We start from the raw sequence: 15,971 nt of genomic DNA on the forward strand, positions 1-15,971 counted from the left end.
GATACAAGAACAACGGAGGGCCTGCCCCATGACCAGTACACTCGACCGCCTCGCTGTACAACTGCGCGAGTCCGTTCAGGAAGATCCCGCGACCGGGGTGTTCCGCTGCCGCCGCGACATTTTTACCGACCCCGACCTGTTTGCCCTGGAGATCAAGCATATCTTCGAGGGCGGCTGGCTCTACCTGGGCCATGAAAGCCAGGTGCCGCACATCAACGACTACTACACCACCTGGATCGGCCGCCAACCGGTGGTGATCACCCGCGACAAACAAGGCACCCTGCATGGCCTGGTCAACGCCTGTGCCCATCGCGGCGCCATGTTGTGCCGACGCAAGCAGGGCAACAAGGGTTCCTTTACCTGCCCATTCCACGGCTGGACCTTCAGCAACGCCGGCAAGCTGCTCAAGGTCAAGGACGGCAAGACCGGGGCCTACCCGGACAGCTTCGACTGTGACGGCTCCCACGACCTCAAGCGCCTGGCGCGTTTTGAAAACTACCGTGGCTTTCTGTTCGGCAGCCTCAGCGAGGCGGTGCCGGAACTGAGTGATTACCTGGGCCAGACCCGGGTCATCATCGACCAGATGGTCGACCAGGCCCCCCTGGGCCTGGAGGTGCTGCGCGGCAGTTCGTCCTATGTCTATGACGGCAACTGGAAACTGCAGATCGAGAACGGCGCTGACGGCTACCACGTCAGCTCCGTGCACTGGAACTATTCGGCGACCATGGGCCGGCGCAATTACGAGGCCGAAGGCACACGCACTGTCGACGCCAATGGCTGGTCGAAAAGCCTGGGCGGGGTCTACGCCTTCGATCACGGGCATATCCTGCTGTGGACGCGCCTGCTCAACCCCGAAGTGCGCCCGGTGCATGCCCACCGCGCGGCGCTGGCCGAGCGCCTGGGCCAGGAGCGCGCCGACTTTATCGTCGACCAGACCCGCAACCTGTGCCTCTACCCCAATGTGTACCTGATGGACCAGTTCTCCACGCAGATCCGTGTGGTGCGGCCCATTGCGGTGGACAAGACCGAAGTGACGATCTATTGCATGGCGCCGATTGGTGAAAGTGCCGAGGAGCGGGCCACACGTATCCGCCAGTACGAAGACTTCTTCAACGTCAGCGGCATGGGCACCCCGGATGACCTGGAAGAGTTCCGCGCCTGCCAGACCGGCTACCAGGGCGCGACCACCCTGTGGAATGACCTTAGCCGTGGCGCCAAGCAGTGGGTTGAGGGGGCCGACGACAATGCCCGGGCCATGGGCATGCAGCCGCAGCTCAGCGGGGTAAAAACCGAAGACGAGGGCTTGTTCGTGCGCCAGCACGCGTATTGGGCCGCAAGCCTGCAGCGTGCGATCGAACGTGAACAGCAAGGCCTGATCGCCAGCGACCGGGAGGTGCAGCCATGAGCCTGTCCCGTGAGCGCCTGCTGGACTTTCTCTACCGCGAAGCACGCCTGCTGGATGACCGCCAGTGGGATGAGTGGCTGGCGTGTTATTCGCCCAAGGTGCAATTCTGGATGCCTGCCTGGGATGACGACGACACCCTCACCGAAGACCCGCAAAGCGAAATCTCGCTGATCTACTACCCCAGCCGCGACGGCCTGGAAGACCGCATCTTTCGGATCAAGACCGAACGCTCCAGCGCCAGCACGCCCGAGCCGCGCACCGTGCACATGCTCTGTAACCTCGAAGTGCTGGCCGACGATGGCGCGCAGGTGGAGCTGCGTTTCAATTGGCACACCCTCAGCCACCGCTACAAGACCACGGACAGCTATTTCGGCACCTCGTTCTATGGCCTGGATATCCGCGGCGAGCAGCCGTTGATCACGCGCAAGAAGGTGGTGCTGAAAAACGACTACATCCACCAGGTCATCGACATCTACCACATCTGAGGACACCGCCATGACGTATGCCATTGCCCTGAACTTCGAGGATGGGGTGACCCGCTTTATCGACTGCCAGGTGGGGGAGAAGGTCCTCGATGCCGCTTTCCGCCAACGTATCAACCTGCCCATGGACTGCTCGGACGGGGTGTGCGGCACCTGCAAGTGCCGCTGTGAAACCGGCGCCTACGACTTGGGCGACGACTACATCGAAGACGCCCTGAGTGCGGATGAAGCCCAGGAGCGCCAGGTGCTGACCTGCCAGATGGTGCCGCACTCCGATTGCGTGATTGCCGTGCCGGTGCCGTCCAGCGCCTGCAAGACCGGCACCACGCGCTTTGCCGCGACACTGGCGAGCATCACCCGGCATGCCGATGCCGCGCTGGAGGTGAGTTTCGAGCTGGACCACGCGCCGGTGTTTCTGCCCGGGCAGTACGTGAATATCGACGTGCCCGACAGTGGGCAGACCCGCTCGTATTCATTCAGCAGCCGCCCCGGGGAGACGCTGGCCAGTTTCCTGATCAAGCATGTGCCCGGCGGGTTGATGAGCGGCTGGCTGGAGCGCGCCCAGCCGGGCGACAGCGTGCTGATCACCGGGCCACTGGGCAGTTTTTACCTGCGTGAGGTGGTGCGGCCGCTGCTGTTGTTGGCCGGCGGCACTGGCCTGGCGCCGTTTCTGTCGATGCTTGAAGTGCTGGCCCTGCGCGGGGAAACCCGGCCGATCACCCTGATCTATGGGGTGACGCGGGATCAGGACCTGGTGCTGGTCGAGGCCCTGGAGGCCTTCGCCGCGCGGCTGCCCAACCTCAGGCTTGTCACCTGTGTGGCCGACCCGCAGACCGCACACCCGCGCCAGGGGTATGTCACCCAGCATATGGCCAGCGAGGTGCTCAACGACGGCGATATTGACGTCTACCTGTGCGGGCCGCCGCCAATGGTCGATGCGGTGCGCCAGCACTTCAAGAGCCAGGGCGTGAGCCCGGCCAGTTTCCATTACGAGAAGTTCACCCCTAACGCTGTCGCGAGCTCTGACGCCGCCTGAGGAAATCAGCATGACTCTACGTTTTGACACCAAGGTTGCGCTGGTCACCGGCGCCGCCCAGGGCATCGGCCGGCGCGTGGCCGAGCGGTTGCTGGAGGAGGGGGCCTGGGTGGTCGCGGTCGATCGCTCGGAACTGGTGCACGAAGTGCAGCACCCGCGGGTGCTGACCCTCACCGCCGACCTGGAACAGCATGCCGAGTGCGCCCAGGTGATGGCCGCCGCCCAGGTGCGTTTCGGGCGCATCGATATCCTGGTCAACAATGTGGGCGGGACCATCTGGGCCAAGCCCTTCGAGTACTACGCCGAGGCGCAAATCGAGGCCGAAGTGCGCCGCTCGCTGTTCCCCACCCTGTGGTGCTGCCATTGCGTGCTGCCCTACATGCTGGAGCAGGGCAGCGGCGCCATCGTCAACGTGTCTTCGGTTGCCACGCGCGGGGTCAACCGGGTGCCGTATGGCGCGGCCAAGGGCGGGGTGAATGCCCTGACCGCCTGCCTGGCCCTGGAGACCGCCGGCAGCGGCATCCGCGTCAACGCCACCGCGCCGGGCGGCACCGAGGCCCCGCCGCGCCGCATCCCGCGCAACAGCCAGGCGCAGAGCGAGCAGGAGCGCGCGTGGTACCAGCAGATCGTCGACCAGACCCTGGACAGCAGCCCGATGAAACGCTACGGCAGCATCGACGAGCAAGTGGGCGCGATCCTGTTCCTGGCCTCTGACGAAGCCTCTTACATCACCGGCGTGACCTTGCCGGTAGGCGGTGGCGACCTCGGCTAATAGCGTTCCACCTGCAGACACTGACTCACAACAACAATAATGAGAGCACTGCCATGCGTACCCATGACGTTCATTCGATTATCGATAATGCCCCGTTCAACCGCTTCCACTGGTTGATTGTCAGCCTGTGTGCCTTGCTGTTGATCTTTGATGGTTATGACTTGTTTATCTATGGCGTGGTCCTGCCGTCGATCATGCGCGAGTGGGGCCTGACCCCCTTGCAAGCCGGCGCCCTGGGCAGTTATGCGCTGTTCGGCATGATGTTCGGCGCGCTGATCTTCGGCACCCTGGCCGACCGCTTCGGGCGCAAGAAAGGCATTGTCTTTTGCTTTGCATTATTTAGCGTCGCCACGGTGGTCAACGGCTTTGCCAGCAGCCCCACGGAGTTCGGCATCTGCCGGTTTATCGCCGGGCTTGGCTGTGGTGGGCTGATGCCCAACGCCGCCGCACTGATCAACGAGTATGCACCGAAAAAAGTACGCAGCACCTTGATGGCCTTCATGTTCAGCGGCTATTCCCTGGGGGGCATGCTCGCCGCCAGTGTGGGGATTTTCATGCTGCCGGCCTACGGCTGGTCGTCGATGTTTTTCGTGGCGGTTATCCCGCTGCTGCTGTTGCCGTTGATTGTGTTGTGGCTGCCCGAGTCCATCGGGTTCCTGATCCGCCAGGGCCGGATGGAACAGGCCCGGGCGCTGCTCAATCGCCTGTCGCCAGGCACGCCGATCAACCCCTTGGATGAACTGCTCATCACGGACGTCAAACGCCAGGGCGCGTCGGTGGTGGAGCTGTTCCGCCATGGCCTGGCGGTACGCACAGCCATGATCTGGACGGCATTTTTCTGTTGCCTGCTGATGGTCTATGCCTTGAGTTCGTGGCTGCCCAAACTGATGGCCGGGGCCGGCTACAGCCTGGGGTCGAGCCTGTCGTTTTTGATTGCGCTGAACCTCGGGGGCATGGCCGGGGCGCTGCTCGGCGGGCGGCTGGGGGATCGGTTGAACCTGGTGAAAGTGGTGATCAGCTTCTTTGCGGCCGCCGTAGTCTCCATCAGCCTGCTGGGCATCAACAGCCCGATGCCGGTCCTGTACCTGCTGATCTTTATCGCCGGCGCCACCACCATCGGCACCCAAATCCTCCTGTATGCCGGGGCGGCGCAGCTCTATGGCTTGTCGATCCGCGCCACCGGCCTGGGCTGGGCCTCCGGCATCGGGCGTAATGGCGCCATCGTCGGCCCGCTGTTGGGCGGCGCGCTGATGGCGATCGAACTGCCCCTGCAACTGAACTTTATGGCCTTTGCCATTCCCGGTGCCGTGGCGGCGCTGGCGATGACGGTGTTCGCCCTGAACGAGCGGCGCACCCGTATTGCGTTACCAGCCGCCCAGGCGCTGTAGCTACACCCCTGTCGATAATAAAAACAAAGAGCAACGACATGAACACACAACGTATCTGGCTTTCCCTGCTAGGGCTGCCCCTTGCGGCAGTGGCGGGCGAGGGTGGTTTTTTCAACGGTTCCACGGCCACCTTGCAGGCCCGCAACTATTACTTCAGCCGCGATTTTTCCGACATCGTTGGCGCCAACCAACAGTCCAAGGCCCAGGAGTGGGGCCAGGGCTTTATCCTCACCTATAAATCCGGTTATACCCCCGGCCCCGTGGGCTTTGGCCTGGATGCCCTGGGCACCCTGGGCCTCAAGCTCGACAGCAGCCCGGACCGGGTCAATAGCGGCCTGCTGCCGGTCAAGGACGACGGGCGTGCCGCCGACGACTACAGCCGCCTGGGCCTGACCTTCAAGGCGCGGGTCTCGCGCAGCGAGTTGAAAGTCGGTGAGTTGCAACCCAACCTGCCGGTACTGGCCTTCAGCGATATCCGCCTGCTGCCGCCCAGTTACCAGGGGCTGAACCTCAGCTCCAGCGAGATCGCGGGCCTTACGCTACAGGCCGGGCACTTGAGCACTACCAGCCTGCGCAACGAGGCCGGTGACAGCAAGATGATTGCCATGCTCGGCCATGTGCCGCAGCGCGGGGCACAGAGCGATGCCTTCAACTATGTCGGCGGCGACTATGCCTTTAATCGCGAGCGCAGCAGCGTCGGCCTCTGGCATGGCCAGTTGCAGGACATCTACGCCCAGGACTTTATCGGCTTTAAGCACAGCCAGCCGTTCGGGACGTGGGTGCTGGGCGCCAACCTGGGCTACTACACGGCACGCGAGGAGGGCGGGCAGTTACTCGGCAAGATCGACAACCAGGCTTTTTTCTCACTGCTGTCGGCCAAGCGTGGTGGCCACACCTTCTCTGTCGGTTATCAGGCGATGTATGGCGACAGCGCTTTCCCACGGGTGTTTGCCAATATCACGCCGCTGGGCAACGAGGTGCCCACCTACGAGTTCGCCTATACCGACGAACGCTCCTGGCAGGTGCGCCATGACTACAACTTCGCCGCGCTGGGGATGCCGGGGTTGACGACCACGGTGCGCTATATCACGGGCAACAACGTCAACACCGGTGCCGGCTATGAAGGCCGCGACCGTGAGCGTGACCTGGATATCGGGTATGCCGTGCAAAGCGGCGTGCTCAGCGGCCTGGGGATTCGCCTGCGCAATGTGATGGCGCGATCAAACTACCGCAGTGATATCAATGAGAACCGGTTGATCCTCAGTTATACCTGGACGCTGCTTTAAGCGCAGCGCTGCCCTGGCAGGTCCATGACCTGCCAGGGTAATTCCGATAGGCCTTCCAACTTCTGGTGCGGCACAAGGACATTTCCCTGTTATGCGCCAGAAGCGTTCCGTAGGTCATCCGCGACCGACTTTGTCACCATCATTCAAGCCCGAATCGACACCTCACCGGCCCCTGGTACTCAGCCACAACCCGCGGAAGCTGCCAAAGGGCAACCAGGTCGCATCACCGACGGCTGTATTGGCAAGCTGAGCGGGTTCAGACTCAAGGGTCTTCTCCATTCCCAAGACGCCAGAGGTCACGAAAGCGAGCGAATTCGCATCACCAAGGTTGAACAGGTTTGAAGGCCTGATCTCAAGGGCTGGCGGCGCAGGGGCTGTTGTCCAGAGGCGTTCAACCCAGCGAAACAGGCGAGATTGCCTGAGCGTGCGGGTCACGGTGGTTGACACCTTGTCTATAAGGTTCCTGGCGACCGCAGGAAGCGAGCGACTCAGATACATGGAGAGACGTGCCACTTTGACCGCAACTGTTCCCACCCCGAATAGAGCGCCAGTGATCAGGGAAGTCCAGGCCAGTGCGGCGGACGCATCGGGATCTGTTTCCTGGATAAGCACTGAAACGACACCGGTGACGAGCGAGGTCAATGCCAACCCGACAATGGCTGATGTCACTAGCAGCGAAGCCCCGCCCGTCATCACGGCAGTCAATACACCAATGCCGCCCCACAATATCGTATGAATCAAAGAGCCTTCCATGGCCCCCAGACTCAGAGGGCCAGGCAGCTCGTCGCCCCAGATTTCTCGTAAGCGCTCAGACACGGAAAACTGCCCGGAGGGGTCCTTGAAATTAACCGGATCGCCTTCGGCACAATAGGCATAGAGATTAGGCCCACCCTTACCAAATGGGCCGAGTTTATCCGGGGTATGAAAGCACATGCTGGAAGCGTCGTAGTAGCGATGGCCCATACCCAGCGGGTACTGGCCCGTGGTGTTGTCGCGGTATTCGCCGTTGAAGCCCAGCATGGAGTCGGACTCATCTGAAAAATGCTCACCGTAGGCGGTATACGCGTGATGCTTGAGGGTTTGCGCTTGTACATCGTAGCTGACCAACACGCTGCCATTGCCGTCTCGCAGTTCATACAGCGTGCGGTTGACTCCAGAACGCTTGATCTGCTGGACGGTACAGGCGGCACTGCCGGGGTTCAGGTTGCGGCTGCTGTCGTTGTTGCCGGGGGCGTAATCGCCACAGGCCTGGAGCCCGTTGTAGATGACCTGGCTTGGCCCGCCGCCGTCATCGCGGATCATCAGGCGGTCGGTGGGGTCGTAGCGATAGTGGACGCTACCGGCCTGGATCAGCCGCCCCAGCCAGTCATAGCTGTATTTCTTGCCGGTCTGGTCCTGGGTTACCCGTCCCGCTGCGTCGTAGCTCAAGCTGGCAGAGGCGGGGTAGTCCGCATGACTGTTCTCGACTTTGGCAAGACGGTAGCCGTTGAGGCTGTCGTAGGTGTAAGAGGCCGTGTTTTTCGCGAGGCCGAAAGTGGTGATGCAGGTGATCACGTTACCCAGTGCGTCGTAGGTGAACGCCTGTTGGTCGATCTCTTTGTTCTTCGGTGTCTTTGGCCGCCAGACACCGGTGGTGGTGCAGGATTTGAGCCGGCCACCGGGGGTATAGGTCAGGCTGCGCGAACCGAGTACGGTGGTGCCCTGTTTCAACTGGAGCGTTTTGAGCTTGTCATCGGGGTAATAGGTGCTCTCTAGCCGCAGGTCAACTTTGCCGGTGAGGGTAAATTGGCGGCTGGTTTCACGTTGTTGTGAGTCGTGGGTGTAATTCACCTTGAAGGTTATTGGGGAGATGGGCGCCAGGTTATAAGGGCCGGCGATGGTTTCTTCCTGAAACTGTCCCTGAGCATCGTAATCATGGCTGGTGGTGAAATGATAGTTATTGGTCGCGTAGCGTTGCCCGCTACGACTGTAGAGGAATAGCGTCTGCTGACCCTGTACGTCAGTGTTGTTGAGTAAGCGTGCGCCTGGTGAGTGGGTATAAAGCACTTCCTTGCTTTGCCCAGGCTCGGTTTGCACCCGTTGTTGGGTGATATTCAGATAGAGGTCATGGTTGTACTGGAGGAAATGTTCGCCCTCGGATGCCGTGGCAATACCTTGTGTGCCATAGGCGTAGGTGAACGTCTTCTGTGCGCTGCCATCCACCGTGCTGACCTTGGCCAGGCGATTGCCCAATTCCTTGATGTAGTCATGCTTGAGCGTGCGGCCGTCGGCGGTTACGGTGGTGGCGGGCACTGGGCTCGTACCGGTGTAGGTGTAGATCTCGGTGCAACTGCCACGGGTCAGTGAGGTCACCCGGCCCCAACTGTCGAAGCTGCGTTTGCCCAGGACCTGGCGTTTTCCGGCGGACTCAAGCTCGATTTGCGTGGCCTCTTTGAGCAGCCAATGCACCGGGTAGGTGTAGTGGTAGCTGTAGATGAAGGAGGGCGCGAGCAATCCTGGAGCTTTTTCGCTGTGTTTCTCCTGCAGCAGCCGACCGCTGCTATCGTAGGTATAGTCAATCGTGGTGGAACCGAATTCGTTGTCAGTGTGCAGCCGCTCCACTTGCTTGGCCCGGGTATAGCTGGCCGCCTGGGTTTGATAAACCGTGCCGTTCTGGTCTTTCCATTCAATCTTCTTAATGGTTTCGTCCGTGTTATAGAACGTGACGGTGGCATGCTTGTCGGTGGCCTTGCCGGTCCATTGCGTGCGGGTGAGCGCGACGGGGTCATACTGATCGAAGTCTTCCCGGCCATCGCTGTAGCGTCGGCCGCTGACGGCATTCCAGTCGTCGTACTGAGCTTCCTGCCAGAGGGTGAGCTGAGTCCCGTTCTCGTTGTAATCAAAACTCGACATGCGCAGTTCACGCCCAAGGCGGTCATAGGTCACCGCCTTGGTTTGCTTGCGTTGGCTGCCTTCGAGCAAGTACTCACTGACCAATCGGTCCTGGCCGTCGTATTGGCTCAAGTGGGTTTTCCCGCTGGGTTCGGTGATTGCCACTTGCCCCGGGGCGGGGTAGGCATAGGTGGTGACCTGGCGATACGTGGTGCTTTGGGCGCAGGTGGTCAGAGTGATGAGCTGCCCATATGGGTTGTAGGCAAATTCGGTACGGTTGCCATCGCTGTCGACCTGGCGGACAAGACGGCCACTGAGGACACTGTGGGTTTGCGACGAAGTACGGGTATTGCCGGTTTCATCGGTGTCGGTGGTTGTGGTGGTCAGTTCTGTATTTCCAACCCCGCCCAGCACGTAGTTAAAGCTGCGTATTGGGTCGGTGAACACGGGCCGTCGGTCCTTGGTTCCCAGGGTGCTGCGGGTAAGCGTTTTTACGCGACCTTTACGAAAGTCGTTGCTTTCAAAGTATTCGACACGTTGGCCGATCAGTGCGGCATCGAAAGCCAGTTCATTGACGAGACTGCCCTGTAAAGTGCTGATGATTTTAGAGTTACTTAGGCCCGATATTGCTTTATACGCGTGGTACTTGAAGGTGATGATATTGAGTAGCGTGGGAAGTAGCCCGGGTATTAGCTCTGGAATAACTGCCAATAGCCCAGGGTCGTCGACAATTTCAGTGTCAAGATAAGTAGACGAAAATAACTCGATGGGGGTTGTCAGGACAGGACTCCATGAGTAATCAATGGGGTTATTGGTTTGCTGGTTGGACGTTAATCTAATCTCCTCCAGTAAACTATTTAATGTGATTTCTCCGTTTGTCGTAGTCTTATGTATTCCCAATGGGCTCTGCTCTGGAGCAGGTATATAGTCCATCGCAGTAGTTATATTATTTTGTCGATTGTTGACAAGCGCAGAGTGAGTGTTAAAACGATTTTCATTTTTTTCTTCCCGACTTCTGCCTGCCTTTGTGTACGTTGTAGAGATCGTGCGGCTAAGTAGTTCTGCCTGCGCGATCATCATATATTTTTGTTGTGTTTGTGCCGTCCCTTGGACAAGAACTTCCGATGTCACGTTATGTTGTTCATTGTAGTTATAGGTAGTCGTGCGAATCGCCGGCACGCCCTCGCTCATGATTGTGCGGTAGTGGTCCGGGTCCTGGCGCTGGTACACATAGGTGGTGATAACCGGTGTCCCGCCGCCATTGGGTGTCAGGGTGTGGGTGCTGACGCACGGCAGCGCCGACAGCTTGGGGTTGTCCGGGAAGGTCAGCCCGTTGTCCAGGTATTGCACCTGCTCCTGGAGCCCGTCGAAGCTGGTGATGCTGGTCAGCAGCCAGCCACAGGTCGGGTGATCCAGGTACTCGAAACTGCTTTTGATATCCGCCCCCAGGCTGATGGACTTGAGGGCGTAATCCTCGATGGCCAGGGTGTAGCTCAGGGTTTCGACGGCATCGTCGGGCCAGAAGGTCATCGTGGCCGAACTGAGGACAGGCGTGGCCGTCGGGTCTCCCGGGGTGTATTGCACCTTGAGCAGGCTGCGGGTGGCGTCGCGGATTTCGGTCAACTGGATCTGGTAGTAGGTTTTGGCGTCGATGATATGGGCGGTGGTCATCCAACTCAGGGTCACGCGGTTGTAACCATCGGTGGTCAGGGATTCGGGCACGTAGATGCTGGTGTCCGGCAGCAGTGCCAGCACTTCCGTGCGCCCACCTTTGCGGTGAACGGTTAGTTTGCCGGCGTTCCATTGCGCAATCACGGCGGATTGCTTGATATCTATATTCTTTTCCACCGTCAACACCTCACCGGAATGCAAGGTGAGCTTCTTGTGGCGTTCGCTGTAGGTGGTCATGGCATAGAACCAACCATCCCCCAGTGCCGCTTCGTTATTGACCACCGGGGTATTGTGCAGGCTCATTTCGATTACCGGCCCGTTGCCGGCATTGCCGGTCACCGCCGGCAAGGGCACATAGACTTCAAACAAGCCGGTGCGCGGGTCCACTACATTGCGCTTTTGTGTGGTGGCATTGAAGATCGGATCGTTTTCGTCGTCGGTTGGGTCGGTGCCCATCGGGTTATGCGCCATCATTCTCTCCTAGAGATTTATATCCCTGTTCAAAAACTACGTGGCCGCTGGCGCTGACGTAACTGTCAACTCTCACAGTCATTTATATCGTTTGGTAATGGGTGTAGGATTTTTTACTCTCTCCTTTAACCGTGGAGCTGCGTGTGGAACCCCTGACGATGAACCCGAATAGTGATCCCCAGTCTGTGTGTAGCCCTATTACCAGCGCCGCCATATTCATGGTCGCCACACTTGCCCCCGGCAATGAGGCGGCCAGGACCGTGCGCGAGTGGTGCGGCGATATCGCAGGCCTGACACGCTCCGTCGGCAAGCGCGTGCCCGATGGCAACCTGACCTGTGTCTGCGGCTTTGGCTCGACGGCCTGGGATGCCTTGTTCGGCAGCCCGCGTCCGGCGTCCCTGCATCCGTTTCAGGCGGTCGGTGTGGCGGGGCGCATGGCGGTCTCCACGCCGGGGGATGTGCTGCTGCACATTCGCGCCGATCGGATGGACCTGTGTTTTGAACTGGCCACGCACATCATGGCGGCCCTCGGCGATGCCGTGAGCGTGGTCGATGAGGTCCAGGGGTTCCGCAATTTCGATATGCGCAGCATTATCGGTTTTGTCGATGGCACCGAGAACCCCACCGGGCGCAAGGCCGTGGGATTTACCATCGTCGCCGAGGAGGATCCGGCGTTCAGCGGTGGCAGCTATGTCCTGGTGCAGAAGTACCTGCACAACATGCCGGCCTGGAATGCCTTGTCCACCGAGGCCCAGGAGCGGGTGATCGGGCGTACCAAGCTGTCGGATATCGAGCTGGGGGATGACGTCAAACCGAGCAATTCCCACAGTGCCTTGACCACCATTACCCAGGATGGCGAGGAAGTGAAAATCCTGCGCGACAACATGCCCTTTGGCCGGCCGGGAGCGGGGGAGTTCGGCACCTATTTCATCGGCTATGCGCGCTCACCGCAGCCACTGGAACTGATGCTGCAGAACATGTTTGTCGGCCGGCCCGCCGGCCATTATGACCGCCTGCTGGACTTCAGCACGGCGGTCACCGGCGGTTTGTTCTTTGTGCCGTCTGCTGATCTGCTGGAGGCGTTGGCCGAGCGCGCGCCTTAGCGGTTAATAAGCCCGGGAGACCAGGCGTCCCGCACGTAGCCAACCAACGACCACGGCGCCAATCAGCAAAAAGCCCAGGTAACCAAACAGTGGATAGACCTGGCCCACCAGGCTGACAAACCCGACCAGGCTGCCGGCAAACGCCAATGCGCCGGCGGCGGCTGAGCCGAGGCGGAATGTGCGGGTGCCTGCCGGCAGCAATCGGGCCGAAAAGGAATACAGGGTGCCGACAGCGGTATTGACGATCATCAGGAAAATGATCACCGCCATCAGCAGGCCGAGGACCGGCGAAACCTCCGTGGCGATGGACAGCATGGGCATGGGCAGGTCCGCCACGCTGTCCAGGCGTGACAGCAGGCCCAGGCTCATCACCAGCATCAGCAGCCCGAGCAACGCGCCGCCGAAGATGCCGCCCCAGATCGCCTGTTTCTCGGATTTTGCGGCGCCGCCCATGATCGCAAGAAACGGCACCCCCGCCACGATGTTGTAGGACACGTACAACAACGCGCCCAGCAGCCAATGGCTCGCGCCGGCGTCTTGCTGGCTGGCCAGCTGGTTGAGTTCACCGAAACCCAAGCCCCGGGTGGCGACGCCATACAGGGCAACGCCTGTCGCGGTCAGGATCAACAGCGGTGTGACGGCGCCGATCATGCCAATGACCTTCTTTACATCCAGGCACACGATCGCGACCACAAGCAGGGTCACCGCCGCGCTGCCGAACAGGGCGGGGATGGCGAACTGTTGTTCCAGCAAGGCCCCACCCCCGGCCAGCATGACCACCGTCACCGCAAACATGAAAAAGGTGATCATCAGGTCGACAAAGGTGCCCAGGTAACGCCCGCACAGCGCATGCACCACGTCCTTGTGGGACTTGGCCCGCAGCCGGCTGCCCATGCCCGCCAGGGCCATGCCCAAAAAGATGAAGAGCGCGGCGCTGACCACCGACCCCAGCAGCCCCCAGATGCCGAAATCCACGAACATCAGCAGCAGCTCCCGACCGGAAGCGAACCCTGCTCCGACAATGACACCAACAAAGGCACCGGCGATTTTCAGACTTTCTTTCATGACGATTTGCCTCACATTATTGTTGTTATGGCTTGAGGGCAGGCCACTGCTCATGGCCTCCCGGGGCATCGTGCTGGGTCAATCAACGGGCGCCGAGCCACGCCTGGACTTCGATCTCGACATCGACCCCCAGCGCCAGTTGGGTGCCGCCGACCGTGGAGCGCACCGGGAAACCGTCGTGGAAGTGGCGCTTGTACACCTCGTTGAAGCCAGCGAAGTGCTGCATGTCCGACAGCCACACCGTGGCCTTGATCACGTGCTCGAAACCCGCCCCGCATTCGGCCAGGGTCTCGCCGATGCGGGCCATGGCCGCCTCGGTCTGCTCGCGGATATCACCGAGCACCACCTCGCCCAGGGGGGTCATGGGGACTTGCCCGCTGAGGTACAAGAAATCACCGACCCGGATGGCCTTGGAGAACGGGTAGGGCAGGTGGCTGGGGTAACGCTGGAAGGTGTCAGACATGGCATGCAACCTCATTGGGATGATGGATTAACGCAAGCGGCCAGGGGCCAGGCGCTGGGGCTCGACGCCCTGGCGGCGCAGGGTGTCGGGGAGGGGTTGATCGAGTAATTGGCTACAGGCCAGTTGCGACACACCGGCTGCGGACTGAATGCCATAACCGCCCTGTGCCGCCAGCCAGAAGAAACCTTCGCAATGATTGTCCCAGCCGACCACCAGGTCACCGTCGCCGACGAACGAGCGCAGGCCGGCCCAACTGTGGCGTGGGCGGCGAATGGTCAGGGAAGTGGCAGCCTCGATGTGGTAGATGCCGGTGGCAATATCCAGCTCTTCGGGCATCACATCCTGGGGCGGGACGGGATCGGCGTTGGCCGGTGAGCCGAGCAATTGCCCGGCGTCGGGTTTGAAGTAGAAGCTTTCGTCGATGCCGATTACCGCCGGCCAGCGTGAGCAGTCCATGCCCTCGGGGCCGTCGAAGGTAAAGGCAGTACGTCGGCAGGGTTGCAAGCCAATGGGCGGCACACCGCACTGCTGTGCGACCTGGTCTGCCCAGGCACCTGCGGCATTGACCAGGTGGCGTGCGCGCAGTTGGCGGCCGTCGGCCAGGGTCAGGTGCCAGTGACGGCCTTCGCGGGTGGCGCCACTCAGGTGCGCATCGCAATGCAGCACGCCACCGGCGCGGCGCATGGCCCGTAAAAAGCCTTGGTGCAGCCCATGGACGTCAAGGTCGCGGGCGTCGGTTTCGAGCATCGCCCCGGCTACCGCCTCGGGGCGCAGGCAGGGCACCCACGCCAGGGCCTGCTCGGTATCGATCAATGACACATTGGCGGCCTGTGCCTGGCTGGTGGCGAAGGTGTGCTGCAACAGCGATTGCTGCGCCTGGCTGGCGATGTACAGGCAACCACGGGGTTCGAGCAGCGCATGTTCGGTGAAGTCGGTTGGCGGCTGCTCATAGAAGTGGCGGCTGGCGCGGGTCAGGGCCTGGATCTGCGGGGTGCCATAGCTTTCCATGAACATCGCGGCGGAGCGTCCGGTGGCGTGGTAACCCGGCTGGCTTTCACGTTCGAGCACCACGACGCTGGCTTGTCCGGCCAGGCGATAGGCCAGGGAGGCCCCGGCAATGCCACCGCCAATGATGGCGAAATCGAAACATTCGCTGTCGTGCATCGCGAGTACCTCCTGTGTCTGGGACTGTTTGTGGGGAGAGGGCCGCAATGCCCTGTCCTCTGTTTTTGTAATTCTCAGATAAGAGAAATGTAAGATATGAGAATTTCCCAGTCAACCCATAACCTTGAGGTATTATTCAGCCCCATGCCCTGGCTCAGTCCCAGTCACCGATTTGTACAACAGAGAGTCTGCATGAGTTCCACGCCCCATCCCTTGATAGATCGCGCCCAGGTCGGTGCCCGCCTGCGGGCTATCCGCAAACACCAGAAGTTGACGCTCAAGCAATTGTCCGAGCGCTCAGGCGTGGCGTTGTCGACCTTGTCGAAGATGGAACTGGCGCAAGTGTCGGTGAGTTATGAAAAACTGGCCGCCGCCGCGCGAGCCCTGAGTGTGGACATTGCCCAACTGTTCAGCCCGGGTAAACAGGGGGGCAGCGCTGTACAGCCGACGGCGGTCCGCACCGCCATCGACGGGGCGGCCGGTTACAGCACGGGCAATTATGACTATCACCCGATGGCGGGGGATTTCCCCGGGCGCAGCATGACGCCCATGTATGCGCGGATCTTTGCGCGGGAACTGAGTCAATTTGAAGACTACATCCGTCACCCTGGGCAAGAGTTTGCGGTTGTGCTGTCAGGCCGTGTACGCATTCAATTTGAAACGGGCGAATCCCTGCGCATCGGCTGCCGCGAGACGGCCTATTTCAACAGCGCCATCGGCCATATTTACCTGGCAGAAGGCGAGGAGGGCGCGGTCGCCGAAGTGATGGTGGTGATGTCGGAGTACTGAGGTCA

At 60.8% G+C, this 15,971-nt stretch carries 12 protein-coding genes; 8 read left to right on the forward strand and 4 right to left on the reverse strand.

Features of this window, described 5'->3' with window-relative positions; all coding sequences use genetic code 11:
- The first annotated feature begins 28 nt into the window (after positions 1 to 28).
- Genes BLL38_RS00925 through BLL38_RS00950 form a run of 6 tightly spaced genes read left to right on the forward strand, consistent with a single transcriptional unit; the run spans position 29 to position 6,369 of the window.
- The gene (locus BLL38_RS00925) at positions 29 to 1,405 is read left to right on the forward strand and encodes a Rieske 2Fe-2S domain-containing protein (RefSeq protein WP_076960887.1); all 1,377 of its coding nucleotides are present in this window, start codon (positions 29 to 31) and stop codon (positions 1,403 to 1,405) included.
- Positions 1,402 to 1,890: a benzoate 1,2-dioxygenase small subunit gene (gene benB / locus BLL38_RS00930; protein ID WP_076960888.1), complete on the forward strand. Its 489-nt coding sequence runs from the start codon at positions 1,402 to 1,404 to the stop codon at positions 1,888 to 1,890. The genes BLL38_RS00925 and benB overlap by 4 nt, the downstream gene beginning before the upstream one ends.
- Before the next feature lie 10 nt (positions 1,891 to 1,900).
- Positions 1,901 to 2,923 (forward strand): benzoate 1,2-dioxygenase electron transfer component BenC, encoded by a 1,023-nt coding sequence (gene benC, locus BLL38_RS00935; RefSeq protein ID WP_076960889.1) that lies wholly within the window; start codon positions 1,901 to 1,903, stop codon positions 2,921 to 2,923.
- 10 nt (positions 2,924 to 2,933) lie between these two features.
- Entirely contained in the window at positions 2,934 to 3,695 is a 762-nt protein-coding gene (locus BLL38_RS00940) for a 1,6-dihydroxycyclohexa-2,4-diene-1-carboxylate dehydrogenase (RefSeq protein ID WP_076960890.1), read from the forward strand.
- A 53-nt stretch (positions 3,696 to 3,748) separates the two neighbouring features.
- Complete coding sequence (locus BLL38_RS00945) at positions 3,749 to 5,083, forward strand: MFS transporter (protein WP_076960891.1); 1,335 nt, start codon at positions 3,749 to 3,751, stop codon at positions 5,081 to 5,083.
- Between the two features lie 38 nt (positions 5,084 to 5,121).
- On the forward strand, positions 5,122 to 6,369 hold the full coding sequence (locus BLL38_RS00950; RefSeq protein WP_076960892.1) for an OprD family porin: 1,248 nt from the start codon (positions 5,122 to 5,124) through the stop codon (positions 6,367 to 6,369).
- Positions 6,370 to 6,531: 162 nt separating this feature from the next.
- Here the strand turns inward: BLL38_RS00950 and BLL38_RS00955 are convergent, their stop codons facing one another.
- Entirely contained in the window at positions 6,532 to 11,382 is a 4,851-nt protein-coding gene (locus BLL38_RS00955) for an RHS repeat domain-containing protein (RefSeq protein ID WP_076960893.1), read from the reverse strand.
- A gap of 158 nt (positions 11,383 to 11,540) precedes the next feature.
- On the opposite strand from BLL38_RS00955, the gene BLL38_RS00960 reads away from it, so the two are divergent.
- Positions 11,541 to 12,485 (forward strand): Dyp-type peroxidase, encoded by a 945-nt coding sequence (locus tag BLL38_RS00960; RefSeq protein ID WP_076960894.1) that lies wholly within the window; start codon positions 11,541 to 11,543, stop codon positions 12,483 to 12,485.
- Positions 12,486 to 12,488: 3 nt separating this feature from the next.
- On the opposite strand, the gene BLL38_RS00965 is transcribed toward BLL38_RS00960, so the two are convergent.
- The 3 genes from BLL38_RS00965 to BLL38_RS00975 all read right to left on the reverse strand — a co-directional run bounded on the left by BLL38_RS00965 (position 12,489) and on the right by BLL38_RS00975 (position 15,177).
- Positions 12,489 to 13,550, reverse strand: coding sequence for a YkvI family membrane protein (locus tag BLL38_RS00965; RefSeq protein ID WP_076960895.1), 1,062 nt, complete (start codon positions 13,548 to 13,550; stop codon positions 12,489 to 12,491).
- 82 nt (positions 13,551 to 13,632) lie between these two features.
- Complete coding sequence (locus tag BLL38_RS00970; protein WP_076960896.1) at positions 13,633 to 14,013, reverse strand: RidA family protein; 381 nt, start codon at positions 14,011 to 14,013, stop codon at positions 13,633 to 13,635.
- Positions 14,014 to 14,040: 27 nt separating this feature from the next.
- A complete protein-coding gene (locus BLL38_RS00975; protein ID WP_076960897.1) occupies positions 14,041 to 15,177 on the reverse strand; it encodes an NAD(P)/FAD-dependent oxidoreductase in 1,137 nt (378 codons plus the stop codon).
- 192 nt (positions 15,178 to 15,369) lie between these two features.
- On the opposite strand from BLL38_RS00975, the gene BLL38_RS00980 reads away from it, so the two are divergent.
- A complete protein-coding gene (locus tag BLL38_RS00980; protein WP_076960898.1) occupies positions 15,370 to 15,966 on the forward strand; it encodes a helix-turn-helix domain-containing protein in 597 nt (198 codons plus the stop codon).
- Positions 15,967 to 15,971 lie beyond the last annotated feature (5 nt).

Source organism: Pseudomonas gessardii, from assembly GCF_001983165.1.
Taxonomy (GTDB): Bacteria; Pseudomonadota; Gammaproteobacteria; order Pseudomonadales; family Pseudomonadaceae; genus Aquipseudomonas; species Aquipseudomonas gessardii.